This is a genomic window from Mycobacterium sp. D16Q13 (genome assembly GCF_002013375.1).
Taxonomy (GTDB): Bacteria; Actinomycetota; Actinomycetes; order Mycobacteriales; family Mycobacteriaceae; genus Mycobacterium.
The window spans coordinates 14,399-30,603 of record NZ_MAEW01000016.1; the positions used below are offsets into that span (position 1 = coordinate 14,399).

The 16,205-nt window shown below is 65.5% G+C and carries 16 protein-coding genes; 6 read left to right on the forward strand and 10 right to left on the reverse strand.

The features are described 5' to 3' along the window. Positions 1–11: 11 nt before the first annotated feature. The 5 genes from B4400_RS17550 to B4400_RS17570 form a co-directional block, all read right to left on the reverse strand. Positions 12–1,940 carry a peptidoglycan D,D-transpeptidase FtsI family protein gene (locus B4400_RS17550; protein WP_078311808.1) on the reverse strand — a complete coding sequence of 643 codons (1,929 nt, stop codon included), beginning with the start codon at positions 1,938–1,940 and terminating at the stop codon, positions 12–14. Then, on the reverse strand, positions 1,937–2,920 hold the full coding sequence (gene ftsL, locus B4400_RS17555; RefSeq protein ID WP_078311809.1) for a cell division protein FtsL: 984 nt from the start codon (positions 2,918–2,920) through the stop codon (positions 1,937–1,939). The genes B4400_RS17550 and ftsL overlap by 4 nt, the downstream gene beginning before the upstream one ends. Next, positions 2,917–4,119, reverse strand: coding sequence for a 16S rRNA (cytosine(1402)-N(4))-methyltransferase RsmH (gene rsmH / locus B4400_RS17560; protein WP_502688412.1), 1,203 nt, complete (start codon positions 4,117–4,119; stop codon positions 2,917–2,919). The genes ftsL and rsmH overlap by 4 nt, the downstream gene beginning before the upstream one ends. Next, positions 4,094–4,525, reverse strand: a complete 432-nt coding sequence (gene mraZ, locus B4400_RS17565) for a division/cell wall cluster transcriptional repressor MraZ (RefSeq protein WP_078291548.1) — start codon at positions 4,523–4,525, stop codon at positions 4,094–4,096. Before mraZ ends, rsmH begins: the two co-directional genes overlap by 26 nt. A gap of 360 nt (positions 4,526–4,885) precedes the next feature. Next, complete coding sequence (locus B4400_RS17570) at positions 4,886–5,293, reverse strand: SCO2097 family morphological protein (RefSeq protein WP_078311851.1); 408 nt, start codon at positions 5,291–5,293, stop codon at positions 4,886–4,888. Positions 5,294–5,573: 280 nt separating this feature from the next. Between B4400_RS17570 and B4400_RS17575 the strand changes: the two genes are divergently transcribed. Together B4400_RS17575 and B4400_RS17580 are read left to right on the forward strand one after the other, a co-directional pair. Continuing rightward, entirely contained in the window at positions 5,574–6,236 is a 663-nt protein-coding gene (locus tag B4400_RS17575) for a GNAT family N-acetyltransferase (protein ID WP_078311811.1), read from the forward strand. 14 nt (positions 6,237–6,250) lie between these two features. Then, positions 6,251–6,913, forward strand: a complete 663-nt coding sequence (locus B4400_RS17580; protein ID WP_078291544.1) for an LppM family (lipo)protein — start codon at positions 6,251–6,253, stop codon at positions 6,911–6,913. On the opposite strand, the gene metF is transcribed toward B4400_RS17580, so the two are convergent. Next, entirely contained in the window at positions 6,888–7,868 is a 981-nt protein-coding gene (metF, locus tag B4400_RS17585; protein WP_078311812.1) for a methylenetetrahydrofolate reductase [NAD(P)H], read from the reverse strand. The genes B4400_RS17580 and metF overlap by 26 nt on opposite strands. A 129-nt stretch (positions 7,869–7,997) precedes the next feature. Here metF and B4400_RS17590 point away from each other — a divergent pair, with 129 nt between their 5' ends. Further along, the gene (locus B4400_RS17590; RefSeq protein WP_078311813.1) at positions 7,998–9,041 is read left to right on the forward strand and encodes a polyprenyl synthetase family protein; all 1,044 of its coding nucleotides are present in this window, start codon (positions 7,998–8,000) and stop codon (positions 9,039–9,041) included. A 37-nt stretch (positions 9,042–9,078) separates the two neighbouring features. Next, positions 9,079–10,593, forward strand: a complete 1,515-nt coding sequence (locus B4400_RS17595; protein ID WP_170915046.1) for an alpha-(1->6)-mannopyranosyltransferase A — start codon at positions 9,079–9,081, stop codon at positions 10,591–10,593. Here the strand turns inward: B4400_RS17595 and B4400_RS17600 are convergent. Next, positions 10,590–10,994 carry an Rv2175c family DNA-binding protein gene (locus tag B4400_RS17600; RefSeq protein ID WP_078311815.1) on the reverse strand — a complete coding sequence of 135 codons (405 nt, stop codon included), beginning with the start codon at positions 10,992–10,994 and terminating at the stop codon, positions 10,590–10,592. The genes B4400_RS17595 and B4400_RS17600 overlap by 4 nt on opposite strands. Positions 10,995–11,076: 82 nt before the next feature. On the opposite strand from B4400_RS17600, the gene B4400_RS17605 reads away from it, so the two are divergent. After that, positions 11,077–11,517, forward strand: coding sequence for an SRPBCC family protein (locus B4400_RS17605; protein ID WP_078311816.1), 441 nt, complete (start codon positions 11,077–11,079; stop codon positions 11,515–11,517). Between the two features lie 39 nt (positions 11,518–11,556). Next, on the forward strand, positions 11,557–12,855 hold the full coding sequence (locus tag B4400_RS17610) for a protein kinase domain-containing protein (protein WP_139361461.1): 1,299 nt from the start codon (positions 11,557–11,559) through the stop codon (positions 12,853–12,855). Here B4400_RS17610 and B4400_RS17615 read toward each other — a convergent pair. From B4400_RS17615 to B4400_RS17625, 3 genes are read right to left on the reverse strand one after another with little or no spacing between them, the layout of a single operon-like run. Then, complete coding sequence (locus tag B4400_RS17615) at positions 12,852–14,240, reverse strand: class II 3-deoxy-7-phosphoheptulonate synthase (RefSeq protein ID WP_078311817.1); 1,389 nt, start codon at positions 14,238–14,240, stop codon at positions 12,852–12,854. The genes B4400_RS17610 and B4400_RS17615 overlap by 4 nt on opposite strands. 55 nt (positions 14,241–14,295) lie before the next feature. Then, positions 14,296–14,787 carry a polyadenylate-specific 3'-exoribonuclease AS gene (locus B4400_RS17620; protein WP_078311818.1) on the reverse strand — a complete coding sequence of 164 codons (492 nt, stop codon included), beginning with the start codon at positions 14,785–14,787 and terminating at the stop codon, positions 14,296–14,298. Between the two features lie 9 nt (positions 14,788–14,796). Continuing rightward, positions 14,797–16,095, reverse strand: a complete 1,299-nt coding sequence (locus tag B4400_RS17625) for a glycosyltransferase 87 family protein (protein ID WP_078311819.1) — start codon at positions 16,093–16,095, stop codon at positions 14,797–14,799. Positions 16,096–16,205: the final 110 nt, after the last annotated feature.

A 16,205-nucleotide genomic window follows, 5' to 3' on the forward strand; every position in this document is an offset into this window, starting at 1 on the left:
TGAGGACCGGCTCAGGTGGCCTGCAGGACGAGCGGTGGGCCGGGATCGGGTGATAGTGGCACGTTTTGACGCCGCATGAGCCAGGACGCGATGTTGTGGAATAGCGGTGCCGCGGTCATGTGCGCAGACCCATCGGAACCCCGTCTGGGCGCGTTCATCTCGATGCCGATGACGTAACGGGGGTCATCTGTGGTGGCGATTCCCGCGAAGGTGATCCAGTACACGTCGTCGAAGTAGCACCCGCAGGCCGGATTGATCTGCTGGGCCGTACCCGTTTTTCCGCTCAGCTGGTAACCCTCGACAGCGCCGGACGCGCCGGTGCCGTTCTGAATCTGACGCGCATCGGGTTGCAGCACCGCGCGCAGCATATTCCGGACGGTGCGCGCGGTCCCCGCGTTGACCACCTGCACCGGCTCGGGGCGCGGCTCTTCCTTGCGGGTGCCATCGGGCGCCGTGATGCTCTTGAGGATGCGCGGCGGCATCCGCACGCCATCGTTGGCGATGGCCTGGTACATACCCGTCATCTGCAGCAGCGTCATCGACAGGCCTTGACCGATGGGCAGGTTCGAGAAGGTGCTGCCCGACCATTGCTCGATCGGCGGCACAATACCGGCGCTCTCGCCGGGCAGGCCGACGCCCGTGCGCTGCCCCAGACCGAACTTGTCCACCAGATCCATGAACCGTTCCGGGCCGACGCGCTGGGCCAGCATCAGCGTGCCCACGTTGGAAGACTTTCCGAAGACGCCGGTGGTAGTGAAGGGCACCGTGCCGTGCGGCCATGCGTCCCGGACGGTCACCCCGCCCATGTTGATGGAACCCGGAACCTGCAGCACCTCATCGGGGTTGGACAAGTCGTTTTCGATGACCGCCGAGGCGGTGATGACCTTATTCACCGATCCGGGCTCGAACGGCGAGGACACCGATAGATTGCCCATCTCGCGGTTGCCCTGCTTACCAAGGTTCTGTGACGGGTCAAAGGTGTTGTCATTGGCCATCGCCAGGACCTCACCGGTCTTGGAATCAAGCACGACGGCGGAGACGCTGCGCGCCTCGGACAAGTCCTTGGCCTGCTGGACCTGCTGCTGCACGTAGAACTGAATGTCGTTGTCCAGCGTGAGTTCGACGGTGGATCCGTTGACGGCATTGTGCTGGTCGCGGTAGCTGCCCGGAATCACCGCGCCGTCAGAGCCACGGTCGAAGGTCTGCGCCCCGTCCTTGCCGGCCAATGCGCTGTCCAGGGAATCTTCAAGCCCGAGAAGGCCGTAGCCCTCCCAGTCGATGCTGCCCACGATGTTGGCGGCCAATGAGCCACCGGGATACTGGCGGATGTCCTGCCGCTCGGACCCCACTTCTGGGAACTCCTTGACGATCTCGGCGGCGACGGCCGGATCCACCGAGCGCGCCAGATACGCGAAGGTGTCGTCGCTGCGGATCTTCTTCAGCAGGCTCTTGGCATCCGGTTTGTTACCGAGCTTGGCAGAGACCCCGGCGGCGATGTCCTGCAGCCGCTGCTCGGGCTCGACGGCCCTGATTTTCGCCGCCGCGGCTTTAGCGGCGTCACTCTTCCCAGGGTCCTTGAGGGTCTCGTGACTTTTCTCCCACGCCTTGGTGAGTTGTTCGCGAATCTTCTTCGGCTGGAAGGTAAGAGCACGAGCCTCGATGGTGAAGGCCAGTTTGTTGCCCGCGCGGTCGACGATGGTGCCGCGCAACGCCTTCTCGGTCTCGGTGACCTTCAGCTGACCCGCGGCCTCGGCACGCAGACCCGCGGCGCGCGGTCCCTGCAGAGTGAACAACTGGACGGCGGCGATGGCGAGCGTGAGGAAGATGATGATATTGCCCGCCCGGTGCCGAAAGGCGAATCCGGCTGTCCGCGAAACGGCAGCGATCGGCCGTCGGGTGCGACGGGCACCGACCGGCCGGGACCGATCCTCCCGGGTCACGTCGCCGGGCGGGGACTCGTTGTTGCCACGGGATTGAATTGTTCCCCGGTAACTGGAGAATTCGCGATATTTGATGCTTGCGGCGCGTCGGCCACGGGGGGCGGTATCGCGACAGCGGGATCCGGCGCCGCCACGACCGGTGCGGGCACCTGCACCGCGGGCTGCGCGAGGGCCGGGTCCTGTCCCGCAGGAGCTTCCACCACGGGCGCGGGCACGGCCGCCGGCGGTGGCATATGCGGCACCACGGCCACCGGCGGCGGTGCGGGCGGCAGCTGCACGGGCACCTCGACCGAGTTACCGGCCTTCGGAACAGCATCGACATCATCGGGGATCACGGAGTTCAGCGGCGCCGGCGCGACACCTTCCGCGGGCTTCGGAGCACCTACCAGCAGCCAGTTGCCCTGCGGGTCCCGCACCAGATGCGCGATATCACGCGACGGGATCATGCCGAGGTCACGCGCCGAATCCGCGAGTGCCGGTGCGGATTCCGCACGCAACACATCGCGTTCAAGGGCTTCCTTGCGTTGCAACAGACTCTCATTGGTGCGCCGCTGGGTACCCAGCTGGTATGACCGTTCCGCGGCATCGGTCGACAACCACAGTGTGATGGCCAGGCCAACACCGAGAGCACCGATGACCAGCACGACGAACGGAACCTTCGCGATCCACACATGTGGCCGCAGGTCCACACCGGACAGGCGGGTGAGAATTCTTTCACGTAACGGTATGCGAATGACCTTGGGCGCCTTGGCCTTGCGCGCCTTTGCCCGGGCCTTTGCCTGTTGGGTGCTGGTTGCCGGACGGATCTTCTCGGGCGCCTGACGCTGCACCGGGATCGGCATGGTCTGCGGAGCAGAACGGCGCGGGCGCGGCGAAGGACCGGCACCGGTTGCCTTGAGTGTGGCACCGCGACGTTTGGCGGGCTTGGCGGAACTGTTCTTCTTGGGGGCCTCAGCAGCCTTCTTGCGCACCCCAATCATGCGCTCCTCCTATCCGCAACTCGTTCGACTGCCCGTAACCGCACTGGCGCACTACGTGGATTGACTTCTATTTCCGCATCATTCGCCCGTTCGGCGCCGCGGGTGATTGCCCTGAACTCCGGTGCATCACTGGGCAACTCGACCGGTAAGTCGATGGGCGACCGGGATGCGATGGCGGTCGCGAACTCCGCCTTGACGATCTTGTCCTCGAGCGACTGGTAGGCCATGACCGCGATTCGACCACCCGGGCGTAACGCCGCCATCGCGGTAGGTATCGCGGCGGCAAGGGATTCGAGCTCGGCGTTAACCGCGATCCGAAGGGCCTGGAAAGTCCGTTTCGCTGGATGACCGCCGGTACGACGGGTGGCGGCGGGGATGGCGGCGTACAGCAGCTCAACCAACTGCCCACTGCGCGTGAAGGGTTCGATGGCGCGGCGCCGGACGATCTCGCCGGCGATCCGGCGCGCGAAGCGCTCCTCCCCGAACCTGCTGAGCACCCTGGACAGCTCTGCCGCCGAATAGGTGTTCAGGATGTCCGCTGCGGTCAGCGCGTCGTGCGCGTTCATCCGCATGTCCAACGGAGCGTCAACCGAATAGGCAAAGCCGCGCTCGGCCTGATCGAGCTGCATGGAGGATACGCCCAGATCGAAGAGCACCGCGTCAACCGAAGACGTTGTCCGGTAACCCAATCCCTCAAGCGCATCGGCAAGGCCGTCGTAGCGGGTATGAACCGCGGCGAATCGCGTCCCGAAGGGCGCTAGCCGCGTTCGGGCGATGTCCAGGGCGTTGGTATCACGATCGAGACCGACGACCGTGAGGCCCGGCAGCGTGGAGAGGAAGTACTCGGTGTGCCCACCCGCGCCGAGGGTGGCGTCGACGAAAATGGCGCCGGATCCGTCCGCGGACCGGGCCGTCAGGGCCGGGGCCAGGAGCTCGTAGCAGCGCTCGGGCATGACCGGGATGTGACCGAACCCGGGCCGAGAATTGTTGTCAGACACGGCGACACCCCTCCGGGAGCGAGAAACGCCCCCGTAGGGGCGGGACATGCCTCTATGGGCGCGCTGGTAGGTGCGAGGAAACCGTGCAGCCCGGTCCCTGCCCGATGGTGCGAACCTGGCGTCGGGGAAGTACGCCAGGGCCGTATCGGACAGAGGCCGCGCTGCGCGGGCTCGCTCAGAAGATGCCATTGAGGGATTCATCGCTGGCCGTCGAGAAGTTCTCTTCGTGTTCCTCCAGGTACTGCTGCCACTTAGCGGCATCCCAAATCTCTAGGTAGTCAACGGATCCGATGACTACGCAGTCCTTGGACAAATCCGCGTACCGCCGGTGGTCGGCGGACAGGGTGATGCGCCCCTGGGCGTCCGGATGTTGTTCGTCGGTGGCCGCGGCCAGGTTGCGCAGGAAGGCGCGAGCCTCGGGGTTGCTGCGAGAGGCCGTGGCCGCCTTGCGTGCCAGCTGTTCGAATTCGGCCCGCGGATAGACGGCGAGGCTGTGGTCCTGGCTTTTGGTGACCATCAACCCTCCCGCTAGTGCGTCTCGAAACTTGGCGGGCAATGTCAGCCGCCCCTTGTCGTCGAGCCTGGGCGTGTAGGTACCGAGAAACATCTCGACACCTCCCTGTCCAAACCCTTCGGAGCTACCCTTCCCTCCGATAGGCGCCACTTTACCCCACAATCCCCCACTTTGAATCTGATTTGCCGCGTGTCTCCCCACGATGCACCCACCAGCAGGTCCTCAGAGGCCACCGACATATTGTTTCCCCAGGTCAACCTAGTGGGGATGAGTGGGGCGCCAGTATCCAGACGAGTTGATAACGATTTGGCCTGCCCGGGCGAACAGGCTTGCGAGCGGTCACCTCACGGCGCGCGGGCCCGGGCTGAACCTGCTCACGCAGCAACGCATACAGCGACAGACCCGCGCGGAGTGCGCGGGTCTGTGATCTCGAGCTGCTTTAGATGACGTGTGTCAGTTGTCGAAACGGCGGCGGAAGCGCTCTTCCATGCGCTGCGCGAATGACCCGGCGGCACGGGGGCGGCGAATGCGACCGCTGACCCCACCTGGTCCTGCTTGCCCGGCAGCACTTGCCTCGGAACGCCGGCTCCCAATGATTGCGAAGACCGCGGCACCGAACATCACCACGAATCCGATGACGCTCAGGATCGGGAAGTTCCCAATCTGGGTGGCGGGCACGGCGACACCAACCACCAACATCGCCAATCCGATGCAGAAAAGCGCCGCACCCTGCAGGCGGCGGCGGCCGGAGGTCGCACCCAGGCGTCCTCCGCGCACACTCGACGCAAACTTGGGATCCTCCGCGTACAGCGCGCTCTCAATCTGGTCGAGCATGCGCTGCTCGTGCTCGGAGAGTGGCATCGGTCCCTCCCTCTGGCGCATCGCAACCGGTTGAGTATGTCGTGTCGTTTTATCAAGGGTGCCGCGGTTACAACACCCTCACGTTCATAATACGAGGTGAATACCCGCTATACCACCCGGTTCACCCACCAATCTCCCAGCCAAGCCCCACCGGGCAACCTCCCACGACGCGGCGCGCCGACGGACCCGGGAAAAAGAGCGACAGCACCCAGGACTGGGCAGAGCGTGATAAACCCGGGCGGTACACACCGAGCCCACACGGAAACCAAAAGGACGCACGTTGACGACATTCCTGGCCGACTTGTCGCAACGCGATATGCAGCGCAGGCTCAGCGAAGCGCTTCGTGTCTATGTCATCGCCATGGGCTATCCGCATGGCACCGAGGATCAGCGCGCTCCCATGTGGCTCGAGCACAGCCGCAGACGCGGCTGGCAGGCGGCCGCCATCTTCGATGCTCCGGCCGTCCCATCGTCTGACTACACCAGGCCCGATGAGGATCTGATGGACCAGGCACGCATCGTCGGGATCGCCTACGGGTATCGCGGTGCCGCGGACCAATGGTGGCACCAGCAGGTCAGCCAGGGCCTGCGGAAATCGGGAGTGCCGCGCGATCGCATCAGCGCCCTGCTCGACCAGTACTTCGAGTTGACGGAACTGCATGTCGACCCGGGGCTTCAGGGGCACGGCTTTGGCGAGGCGTTGGCGCGGCGGCTGCTGGCGGGCCGCTCCGAATCGCACGTCCTGCTGTCCACCCCCGAGATCACCGGTGAGTCCAACCGGGCATGGCGGCTGTACCGGCGGCTCGGATTCACCGATGTCATCCGGCAGCACCAGTTCGCGGGAGATCCCAGACGATTCGCCGTACTTGGCCGGCCGCTGCCTCTGGAGCCCGGCTATCGGCAGCCGGACGTGACCACCGTCTGGCACGATGAGCCACGATGACTAGGCCAGGGCGGGTGGGGCGCATCGTCGCCGTGCTGTTGTTGACGACGCTGCCGCTGCTGTCGGGATGTGTGCGTATCAAGGCCTCGATGACCGTCACCACCGACGATCACGTCTCCGGCCAACTGATCGCCGTCGCTAAACCGCAGGGCAAGGACGATAAGGGCCCTCAGCTCGACCGCAACATGTCGTTCGCCCAGAAGGTTCAGGTGGGCGAGTACGAGGAGAACGGCATGGTGGGGTCGCGTGCCATTTTCAACGATCTGACCTTCGCGGAGGTCCCCCAGCTGGCCGGGATGAACAAGAACGCCGCCGGATTCGACCTGACACTGCGACGCAACGGCGACGTTGTCGTGCTGGAGGGCCGCGCCGATCTCACCGCGCTGGAAGACACCTCAAATGCCGATGTGTCGCTGGCCATTTCCTTTCCCGGCGATATCGAATCGACCAACGGGGAGACGCTCGGTTCCGACGCCGTGCAATGGAAACTCAATCCCGGCGTGGTCAGCACATTCAGTGCGACCGCCCGCTACAGCGACCCCAGCACCCGCTCGTTCAACGGGGCCGCGATCTTCGTGACGATCTCTGCGCTGCTGGTGGGCGCCCTCGTCGCGTCCCTGGCGTGGCTGGACCGTGACCAATCCCCCCGGTTTACGCCCGACCAGTTCCCGGAGTAACCCGCACGCCGAGATTCTCCAGCACCTCGGAGGTGGCCCGCGCGAAGTTGAGCGTCATGAAGTGCACGCACGGAACGCCCTCGGCGATCAGCCGGGAGGCCATCGCGGTGGCGACCTCGACGCCGACCTTGCGAACCTCGTCACGGTTCTCCTCGGGACCGTCTCCGGCAGCCCGGAGAAGCCGTTCCTCTAGCGCAGCGGGCAGCGTCGAGGAGGCGAGCTCGACCTGCCTACGCACCGACCGCAGCGACGTGATGGGCATCAGCCCCGGAACGATCGGCTTGGCTCCTTGTTCTGGATCGGCGGCCACCACCCGATCACGCAGCCGCAGGTAGTCGTCGACGTCGAAGAACATCTGGGTAATGGAGTACTCGGCGCCTGCCCGCAGCTTGTTCACCAGATTGGCCGTATCGCGTTCCAGATCGATCGCCTGCGGATGGCCCTCCGGGAAAGAAGCCACCCCGACATGGAAATCGCCCAGATCACGAACCAGCCGCACCAGCTCTTCGGCGTAGGTCAGGCCACCTGGGTGCGGAATCCATTCCGCATTCACGTCCCCGGCCGGATCGCCGCGCAGGGCAAGGATATTGGTGATGCCACGGTCCACATAGGCCCCCACCATCGCGCGCAACTCGTCGACGGAATGTCCGACGGCGGTCAGATGTGCGACCGGGAGCAAGGTGGTGTTCTCGGCCAGCTCGCCGGTCACCCGCACCGTGCGGTCGCGGGTTGAACCGCCCGCACCATAGGTCACCGAGACGAACACCGGCTGATACCGCTCGAAAACTCTTGCCGCCCGCCACAACCGAGCCTCAGCCGCCTCGTCGCGGGGCGGCATGAACTCCACCGAGAACGCGACATCGCCGGGCGGAACCGCGGCGAGTCGATCGGCGATCGACCCCGGATCCTGCAGCTCGGCGACCGATGCGTCACGGTCGAGCGGGTGAGTTGTCACCTGTCCAGGATAGGTGCGATTAGTCTGGGTTCACTCCCCGCGCATCCGGGACCAATTACCGCACCGTGAAAGGACGCCCCGCTGAGTGTCAACGTAGCCGCTGCCAACGCCCGGCACCTGACCGATGCGGTGAGCGACCAACTGAGCCAGTTCCTGGCCGAATGCCGCGAGCACACCGCGCATATCGGGCAGAACTATGAGCATGCGATAACCGCCCTCGACCAGTTTGTGCTGCGTGGCGGCAAGAGGCTGCGCCCGGCGTTCGCCTACTGGGGCTGGCGAGCGGTCACCGACGACCCCGACCCGTGGAACCCCGACGTGCTGCGGGTGTGTGCCGCCCTCGAACTGCTGCACACGTGCGCGCTGATCCACGATGACGTCATCGACAGCTCCGCCACTCGCCGCGGTGAACCCACCATCCACGTCGAGTTCGCCGCCCTGCATCGCGAGAACAACTGGTCCGGCTCCGCCGAGCAGTTCGGCATTTCCGCCGCCATTCTCCTCGGCGATCTGGCACTGACCTGGGCCGACGACATGGTGGCCGGGGCAGGGCTGTCCCCGGAGGCACATGCGCGGACTCGGGGCGTGTGGTCGATCCTGCGCAGCGAGGTGCTCGGCGGCCAATATCTGGACATTCTGTCCGAATCCTCTGGCGATGAGTCCGTCGAAACAGCCATGAGAGTGATCCGCTTCAAGACCGCCGGCTACACCGTGCAGCGACCGCTGCAGCTGGGTGTCGCGATCGCGGCCGAGAACCCGGGGATCTCCGGACTTCTCGGCGATGTCGGGCTGGATATCGGCGTCGCATTCCAGCTGCGCGACGACGTACTCGGCGTTTTCGGCGACCCCAAGGTGACCGGGAAACCCGCCGGCGACGACCTGCGTGCCGGAAAGCGCACCGTGCTGTTGGCCGAGGCGCTGCGGCTGGCACGCATCAACGACAATGCCGCCGAGGACATGCTGCACTCCTGGATCGGCAGCCCGCTCACGGATCAGCAGGTCGCCGAGATGTGTTCACTGATAGTCGACTTAGGCGCGCTGGCGGCCGTTGAATCCCGTATCGAAGAGCACACACACCGCGCACTGGATCAGTTGGCCGGCGCCGATATCGCCGACGACGCCCGTGCCGCGCTGTCAGATCTTGTCCGATTGGTGTCCAACCGGAGCGCATGATCACGTGAGTACATCATCAAAGGCTGTGGAGCCTCCCCTGGAAAATGCCGGGTGGGCAGGCGTCTTCCTGCGGTCCCCCGCCGGACGCGCGGCCGTCACCGGATTCGGTGGCGCCATCCTCATCGCCATCGGCGGGTTGGGTGCGGGCAGCACCCGGCAACACGACCCGCTGCTGGAATCGGTCGGGCTGTCCTGGTTGCGTTTCGGCCACGGGTTGGTGGTGTCCTCGATCTGCATGTGGCTCGGGGTGGTCCTCATGCTGCTGGCGTGGCTCGGGCTGGGTCGGCATGTGATCGCCGGCAAGGTGACCAAAGAGTCCATCCTGATCGTCATTCCCTGCTGGCTGCTGCCGCTGCTGGCCTCCGTGCCGGTGTTCAGCCGGGACGCGTACTCCTACCTCGCCCAGGGCGCATTGCTGCGTGACGGATTCGACCCGTACGTGGTGGGGCCGGTGGAGAACCCGAACCCGTTGCTGGAGAACGTCAGTCCGATCTGGTCCACCACAACCGCGCCGTACGGGCCGCTGTTCATGCTTATCGCACGATTCGTCACTCAGATCGTCGGAGACGACGTGGTGGCGGGAACCATGTTGCTGCGGCTGTGCATGCTGCCCGGGCTGGCCCTGCTGGTGTGGGCCACACCCCACGTCGCGCGCTGTCTTTCCGCCAACGCCAGCAAGGCGCTGTGGATCTGTGTGCTCAACCCGCTGGTCATCATCCATCTCATGGGCGGTGTGCACAACGAGATGCTGATGGTCGGCCTCATGATGGCGGGCATCGCACTCGCCCTTGAGCGGCAACATGTTTGGGGCATCGCAGTAGTGACATTGGCGGTCGCGGTCAAGGCCACCGCCGGGCTGGCGCTGCCCTTCCTGGTGTGGATCTGGATGCGCCGGCTCGTTCAGAACGCCGACCAGGGCTCGCCGCAGCGCCGCCCGGTCGTCGCGTTCACGATGGCGTCGGCGACCTCCGTCGCGATCGTGGCCGCGGTCTTCGCCGTGCTGTCCTGGATCGCCGGGGTCGGCCTGGGATGGCTGCCCGCACTGGCGGGCTCGGTGAAAATCATCAACTGGCTGACGGTGCCTACCGCGGTCGCCAACCTCATCAACGTCGTCGCGGGCCTTTTCGTCACCGTCAACTTCGATGCCCTGCTGTCGATCACCCGCACTGTCGGCGCCGCACTGGTGGCCCTCGCGCTGCCGGTGGTGTGGTGGCGGCACCGGCACAACGAACGCGATGCGATGTTCGGGATCCTGTGGGCGATGGTGATCGTGGTGCTCATGGCACCCGCCGCGCTGCCCTGGTACTACACGTGGCCGCTGGCCATCGCGGCGCCGCTGCTGCAATCACGCGCCGCCATCGCCGCCATCGCCGGGTTCTCCACCTGGATCATGGTGATCTTCAAACCCGATGGCTCCCACGGCATGTACGTGTGGATCCACGTGCTGATCGCCGCGACCTGTGCCGCGATCGCGTGGCGGATGATCAACACCGCACCCGAGTCACACGAACCCGAACCGGCCGGGGCCGATACTCCGGCACCCGCCGCCTAGTAGGCCATCGCCTGCGCGCGCCGCAATACTTCGCGTGCTTGGTGGCCGTGCAGTGCGTCGACCGGACGGGCCGCCTCGATACGTTCGGTGGTGCCGTCCCTGGTCACGGTCAGCGACTCATCACCGGTGAACAACCAGCGCATGATTTCCGGCTCGTGATATCCCCCGTCGCGCAGCACGGACAACAGCCCGGACAGATGCTTCACCACGGGCCCTTCGGGGCTGAAAAAGATGACGGGAACTTTGATTTCGCCATCGCGCCGCACCGCGATCAGCTCACCGTCACGCAGATACTGCTGAACCTTGCTCACCGTTACCCGCAGGCGCGTAGCCACTTCCTTGAGAGAGAACAGCGGCTCATCGGCGTCAAGCGTGTCGGCGACGTAGGGAATTGCGCTCATGACCAATGACGCTAGTCGTCCTGCGGGCCACGGTCGCCCAAAAGTGTCCTCCGGGTGTGGTGACACGCGTAACCTTCGGATCGTGACGAGTTCCGGCGATCCGACATCGGTCACCCACAGCGAGTACTACCCCTACCCCGTCGAGAAGGTCTGGGATGTTCTCGTCTCCCTCGAACTCACCGCCTCGCAGGTGAAAGAAGTCAACGACGCACCGGTCGAGGTCGGCGAGACCCGCGTCCTCATCACCCATCCGCAGCCCGCGGTCGGATTCGATGGCGTGCTCCGCACCACCTACACCAGCGTGGAGCCCTGCGATCACATCGAACAGGTGCTGACCGCCCCCGGAATCGAAGTGACCTCCCGGTGGAACCTGCTCCCGGAACCTGGTGGCACCCGGCTGCGGGTCACCTATAGCCGGTTTGACCCCGCCATCCCCCTGCATCGTCAATGGCGGACCATGCTGTTTTCGGGGGCCGGGCCGATGCTCAACTCCGTCCGCGAAATGCTCGACAAGCGACATTGACGGCGGGGCGATCCCGCATCACTCGATACGATCGATGCGATGACATCGCCCAAGTCCCCGACCGGCCGCCTCGATCCCATGATCGGGGCGGTGCTCGACAGTCGGTATCGCATCGAAACCGCGATCGCGACGGGCGGTATGTCGACCGTCTACCGCGGGCTGGACACCCGGCTGGACCGCCCGGTGGCCGTGAAGGTGATGGACAGCCGCTACGCCTCCGACACCGGGTTTCTCGCACGATTCCGGCTCGAAGCCCGGGCCGTCGCCCGGCTGCGTCACCCGGGTCTGGTGGCCGTGTTCGACCAGGGAATGGATGGTAGGCACCCGTTCCTGGTGATGGAACTGATCGACGGGGGCACACTGCGGGAGCTGCTGCGTGAACGCGGGCCCATGCCGCCGCACGCGGTGGCCGCGGTGTTCAACCCGATGCTGGGCGGATTGGCGGTCGCACACCGGTCGGGACTGGTGCACCGCGACGTCAAACCCGAGAATGTCTTGATCTCCGATGACGGCGAGGTCAAACTCGCCGATTTCGGGCTCGTCCGTGCCGTCGCCGAAGCCGGGATAACCTCGACCAGCGTGATCTTGGGCACCGCAGCGTACCTGTCCCCCGAGCAGGTGCGCACCGGCTCGGCAGGCCCACGCAGCGATGTCTATTCGGCCGGGATCTTGATGTACGAGTTACTCACCGGTTCAACACCATTCACCGGCGACACGCCGTTGGCGCTGGCCTATCAACGCATCGATCGTGATGTCCCGGCACCCAGTGAGGCGATCGACGGTATCCCGGAGGAGTTCGACGAGCTGGTGCTGCGCGCCACCTCCCGCGACCCGGACGCGCGCTACGCCGACGCCGCACAGATGGGCGCCGAACTCGACGCCATCGCCGCCGAACTGCACCTGCCGTCCTTCCGGGTGCCCGCGCCCCGGGATTCCAAACAGCATGTGGCCGAACAGCTATACCGCAGCCGGCTGATCGAGACGGGCGGCAGCACGGACGCCGCACCGGCCCGTGATCTCGACGCCGCCGACACCGCCTCGGCCGCGGCGGCCCTGGGCGTCGCTCCACGACCCAGCGCCGCGCCGCGCCGCAGGGTGCCCAATCCCACACGGATGATGGACCCGGTGCCCGCGTACGAGCCCGAATTCGATCGGGAATTCGACGACGAATCCGACGAATCGGCGTTCTTCGCCGATATCGACGACTCGGACTACCGGTACGAACGTCAGCAGAGCCGCCGCGCGATCTTCATGTGGCTGGTGATCGTCCTCATCATCACCAGCTCGGTGGCGGCGGGATGCTGGTCGCTGGGCGCCAACATCACCAACCTGCTCTAGTCCCTGAGCATCTCCGCGACGAGGAACGCCAACTCCAGCGACTGCTGGGTGTTCAGACGCGGGTCGCATGCCGTCTCGTAGCGACCGGCCAGGTCATCATCCGAAATATCCTGGGCCCCACCAAGACATTCGGTGACGTTCTCACCGGTGATCTCGACGTGAATACCGCCCGGATGCGTGCCGAGTGCGTTGTGCACCTCGAAGTAACCCTGCACCTCGTCGACGATCCGATCGAAATGCCGTGTCTTGTAACCGCTGGGCGACTCGTGGGTGTTGCCGTGCATGGGATCGCACTGCCAGACGATCTGATGTCCGGTGGCCTGCACCTTCTCGATGATCGGCGGAAGCAGATCCCGCACCTTCGAGTTGCCCATCCGCGAGACGAATGTCAGACGGCCCGGCTTGTTATGCGGGTCAAGGCGTTCCACGTATTCGACGGCCTGATCGGGCGTGGTCGTCGGGCCGATCTTCATCCCGATCGGGTTGGCGATGATCTCGGCGAAGGCCACATGGGCGTGATCGAGTTGCCGCGTGCGATCGCCGATCCACAGGTAGTGGGCCGACAGATCGTAGAGCGCGGGCTCGCCGTTCTCGTCCTCGGCCAGGCGCAGCATCGCCCGCTCGTAGTCGAGCACCAGCGCCTCGTGACTCGCGTAGATCTCGGCGGTGTCCAGGTTGGAATCCGCCACGCCACAGGCGCTCATGAACTTCAGGCCGCGGTCGATCTCGGAGGCCAGCGCCTCGTACCGCGCACCCGCGGGCGAGGTGCGGACGAATTCGCGGTTCCAGTCGTGCACCAGGGCCAGCGAAGCCAGGCCCGAGCCAGTCACGGCACGCACCAGGTTCATCGCGGCGCTGGCATTGGCGTAGGCGCGCACCAGGCGCGACGCGTCGTGCTCGCGCAGTGCGGCATCGGGGGCAAAGCCGTTCACCATGTCGCCGCGGTAAGACTTCAGCCCCAGGGCGTCGGTATCCGAGCTGCGCGGCTTGGCGTACTGGCCGGCGATACGGGCCAGCTTGACCACCGGCATGCTGGACCCGTATGTCAGCACCACCGCCATCTGCAGCAATGCACGGATGTTGGCCCGGATATGCGGCTCGGTGTTGTCGGCGAAGGTCTCGGCGCAGTCTCCGCCCTGCAGCAGGAATGCCTCACCACGTGCCACCTGGGCCAGCTGGCCCTGCAAACGCTGGATCTCCGCGGGGACGGTGATCGGGGGCACGCTTTCCAGCACGGTCCGCATGGCAGCGGCCTGATTCGCGGGCCAGCTCGGCTGCTGAGCAGCAGGTTTGGCGAGCGCGGTATCCAGGCGCTGACGCAGATCGGCCGGGAGCGGCGGCAGCTCCGGCAATTGGTCGATGGGGACGTCGACTGTCCAGTTCACGAACCCATCTTAACCGCCCCTTACCAGCGGATTTTTACCCGGGATTGCGTGGCGATCAGCCGGGCGGGACCATCGCGCGGTAGCGGGCCAGGTTGTACCGGGCATCCACCAGTGCATCGTGCGAGTCGGCGGGCCGTTTCGGCACAGTCGGCTGGCCCAGGTCGTGCCACAGCTGCTTGAGTTCCAGGGTGAACCGTGGGATCGGCCGGGGCAGCGCCGTCATGGGTCCCCACAGCTGACAGAGCGCCACGTGGTCGTAGGCACCCACCCAGGCCCACAGTTCGATCGGGTCGGTCGGCCCACCACCGTTCAGACCGAGGAACTCGGCCAGCTCATCGCGAATCTGACCGCGTGAGCGCCACAGTGGGGACGACAACGCCGGCAGCTTCGGCAGCACGTTCTGGCGCACCCACGGGCCCGCCTGCTGTGGATCGAAGGCGGTGGAGACGGCGTAGTACTCACGGCCGTCTTCACACACCATCCCGATGGAGATGAGTTCGATGGTGCGGCCGTCGTCAATGAACTCCGTGTCGTAGAAATAACGCACGCGTGCCGCCTAGTTGTGCGCCGGAGAGGCCGGCGCCAGCTCATCGGCCCGCGCCGGCTCGGCCTCGCGCACACCATCGTTCACGTCCGACGGGGCACGCCGCAGCCATATCCAGCTGGCCACGAGCACCGCGAGATGAACGAACACGTAGAGGCTGGGTATCAGGTCGTTCAGCACGCCGCCTGGTCGCAGCGTCAACGCACCCGAGTCCGGTGTCTTGCCGCTCAGGCTGGTGAACCAGGCCGCGAACACCGCGCAGAACGCCCACATCGTGACCGCCGACGCCCGTTTACCCAGCACGTACCCGCGGTAACCCAGATGGACGACCAACGGCACGAACCACACCCAGTGATGGCTCCAGCTGAACGGCGAGGCTGCCGCCGACGCCATCCCCACGATGGAGATCGCCAGCAGCAGCTGACCGCGCCGATAGGCCAGGACCGCGACCACCAGACTCGCCGCGATCACCAGCACCGACAAGGCGGTGGCGGTCCCGGCCGACAGGTCCAATCTGAGAAACAGTCCGCTGATGCTGGTGCTCGCGGTGGGATCGCGGGTGATGCGACTGATCTTCTCGAAAGCACGGTCCACCCAGTAGTAATGCGAGGCGGAGGGCAGGAAGACGAAGCCCAGTCCGATGGTGCCAAGCAGTGTGACGGTCGCGACGACGGCCGCGCGAATCCGTCCCACCAGGAACAAGAAGACGATGAAGATCATCGGGGTTAGCTTGATGCCGGCCACGATCCCGATGCCGATCCCGGCCAGCTTCCACCGTTTGGGAGCCAGGATGTCCGTGACCACGACGGCCAGTATCAGCAGGTTGATCTGACCCAGCTGAATGGAGAGCCGGACCGGCTCCAGCCACGAAACCAGCCCGACCAACAGGGCCAGCAGCCCCCACAACCCGGCCTTAGCGGAGACATTCAGCCAGGCCAGCATGCGCCACACCGAGTAGACGAGCAGCGCCGGGAACACCACAAGCGACAGGATCTGCGCCGTGAAGTCGGTGATGAAGGCCAGCGGGGTGAAGACCAATGCCGCGAACGGTGTGTAGGTGAACAGCAGATCGTCGAGCTCGCCATTGCGCCCGATCGAGTAGAGATCCAGCCCGTCCAGTACGCGGGTGCCACCGAATCGGTACACCAACACGTCGATCTGCAGCGCATACGTCGGCCAGTGAATGAAGACGACCGCGTGCAGCAACAGAGCGACAGCGAGGACGAGCGGGCCACCCCACGTGATCCATCTGGCAACTCGACGAGCGGAGCCGCGGTCCGCGATGGTGGTTTCGGTTATTGAATTCGGCACGGCCCTCGCATCTCTCAGTTCTCCCGCCGGGTGGCCTCAAGACTAGCGGGCGCGGCGCGGATAGCTGACCCACGCCCCACGGCGAGGTGCCACGTCAGATGCAGGGAAGA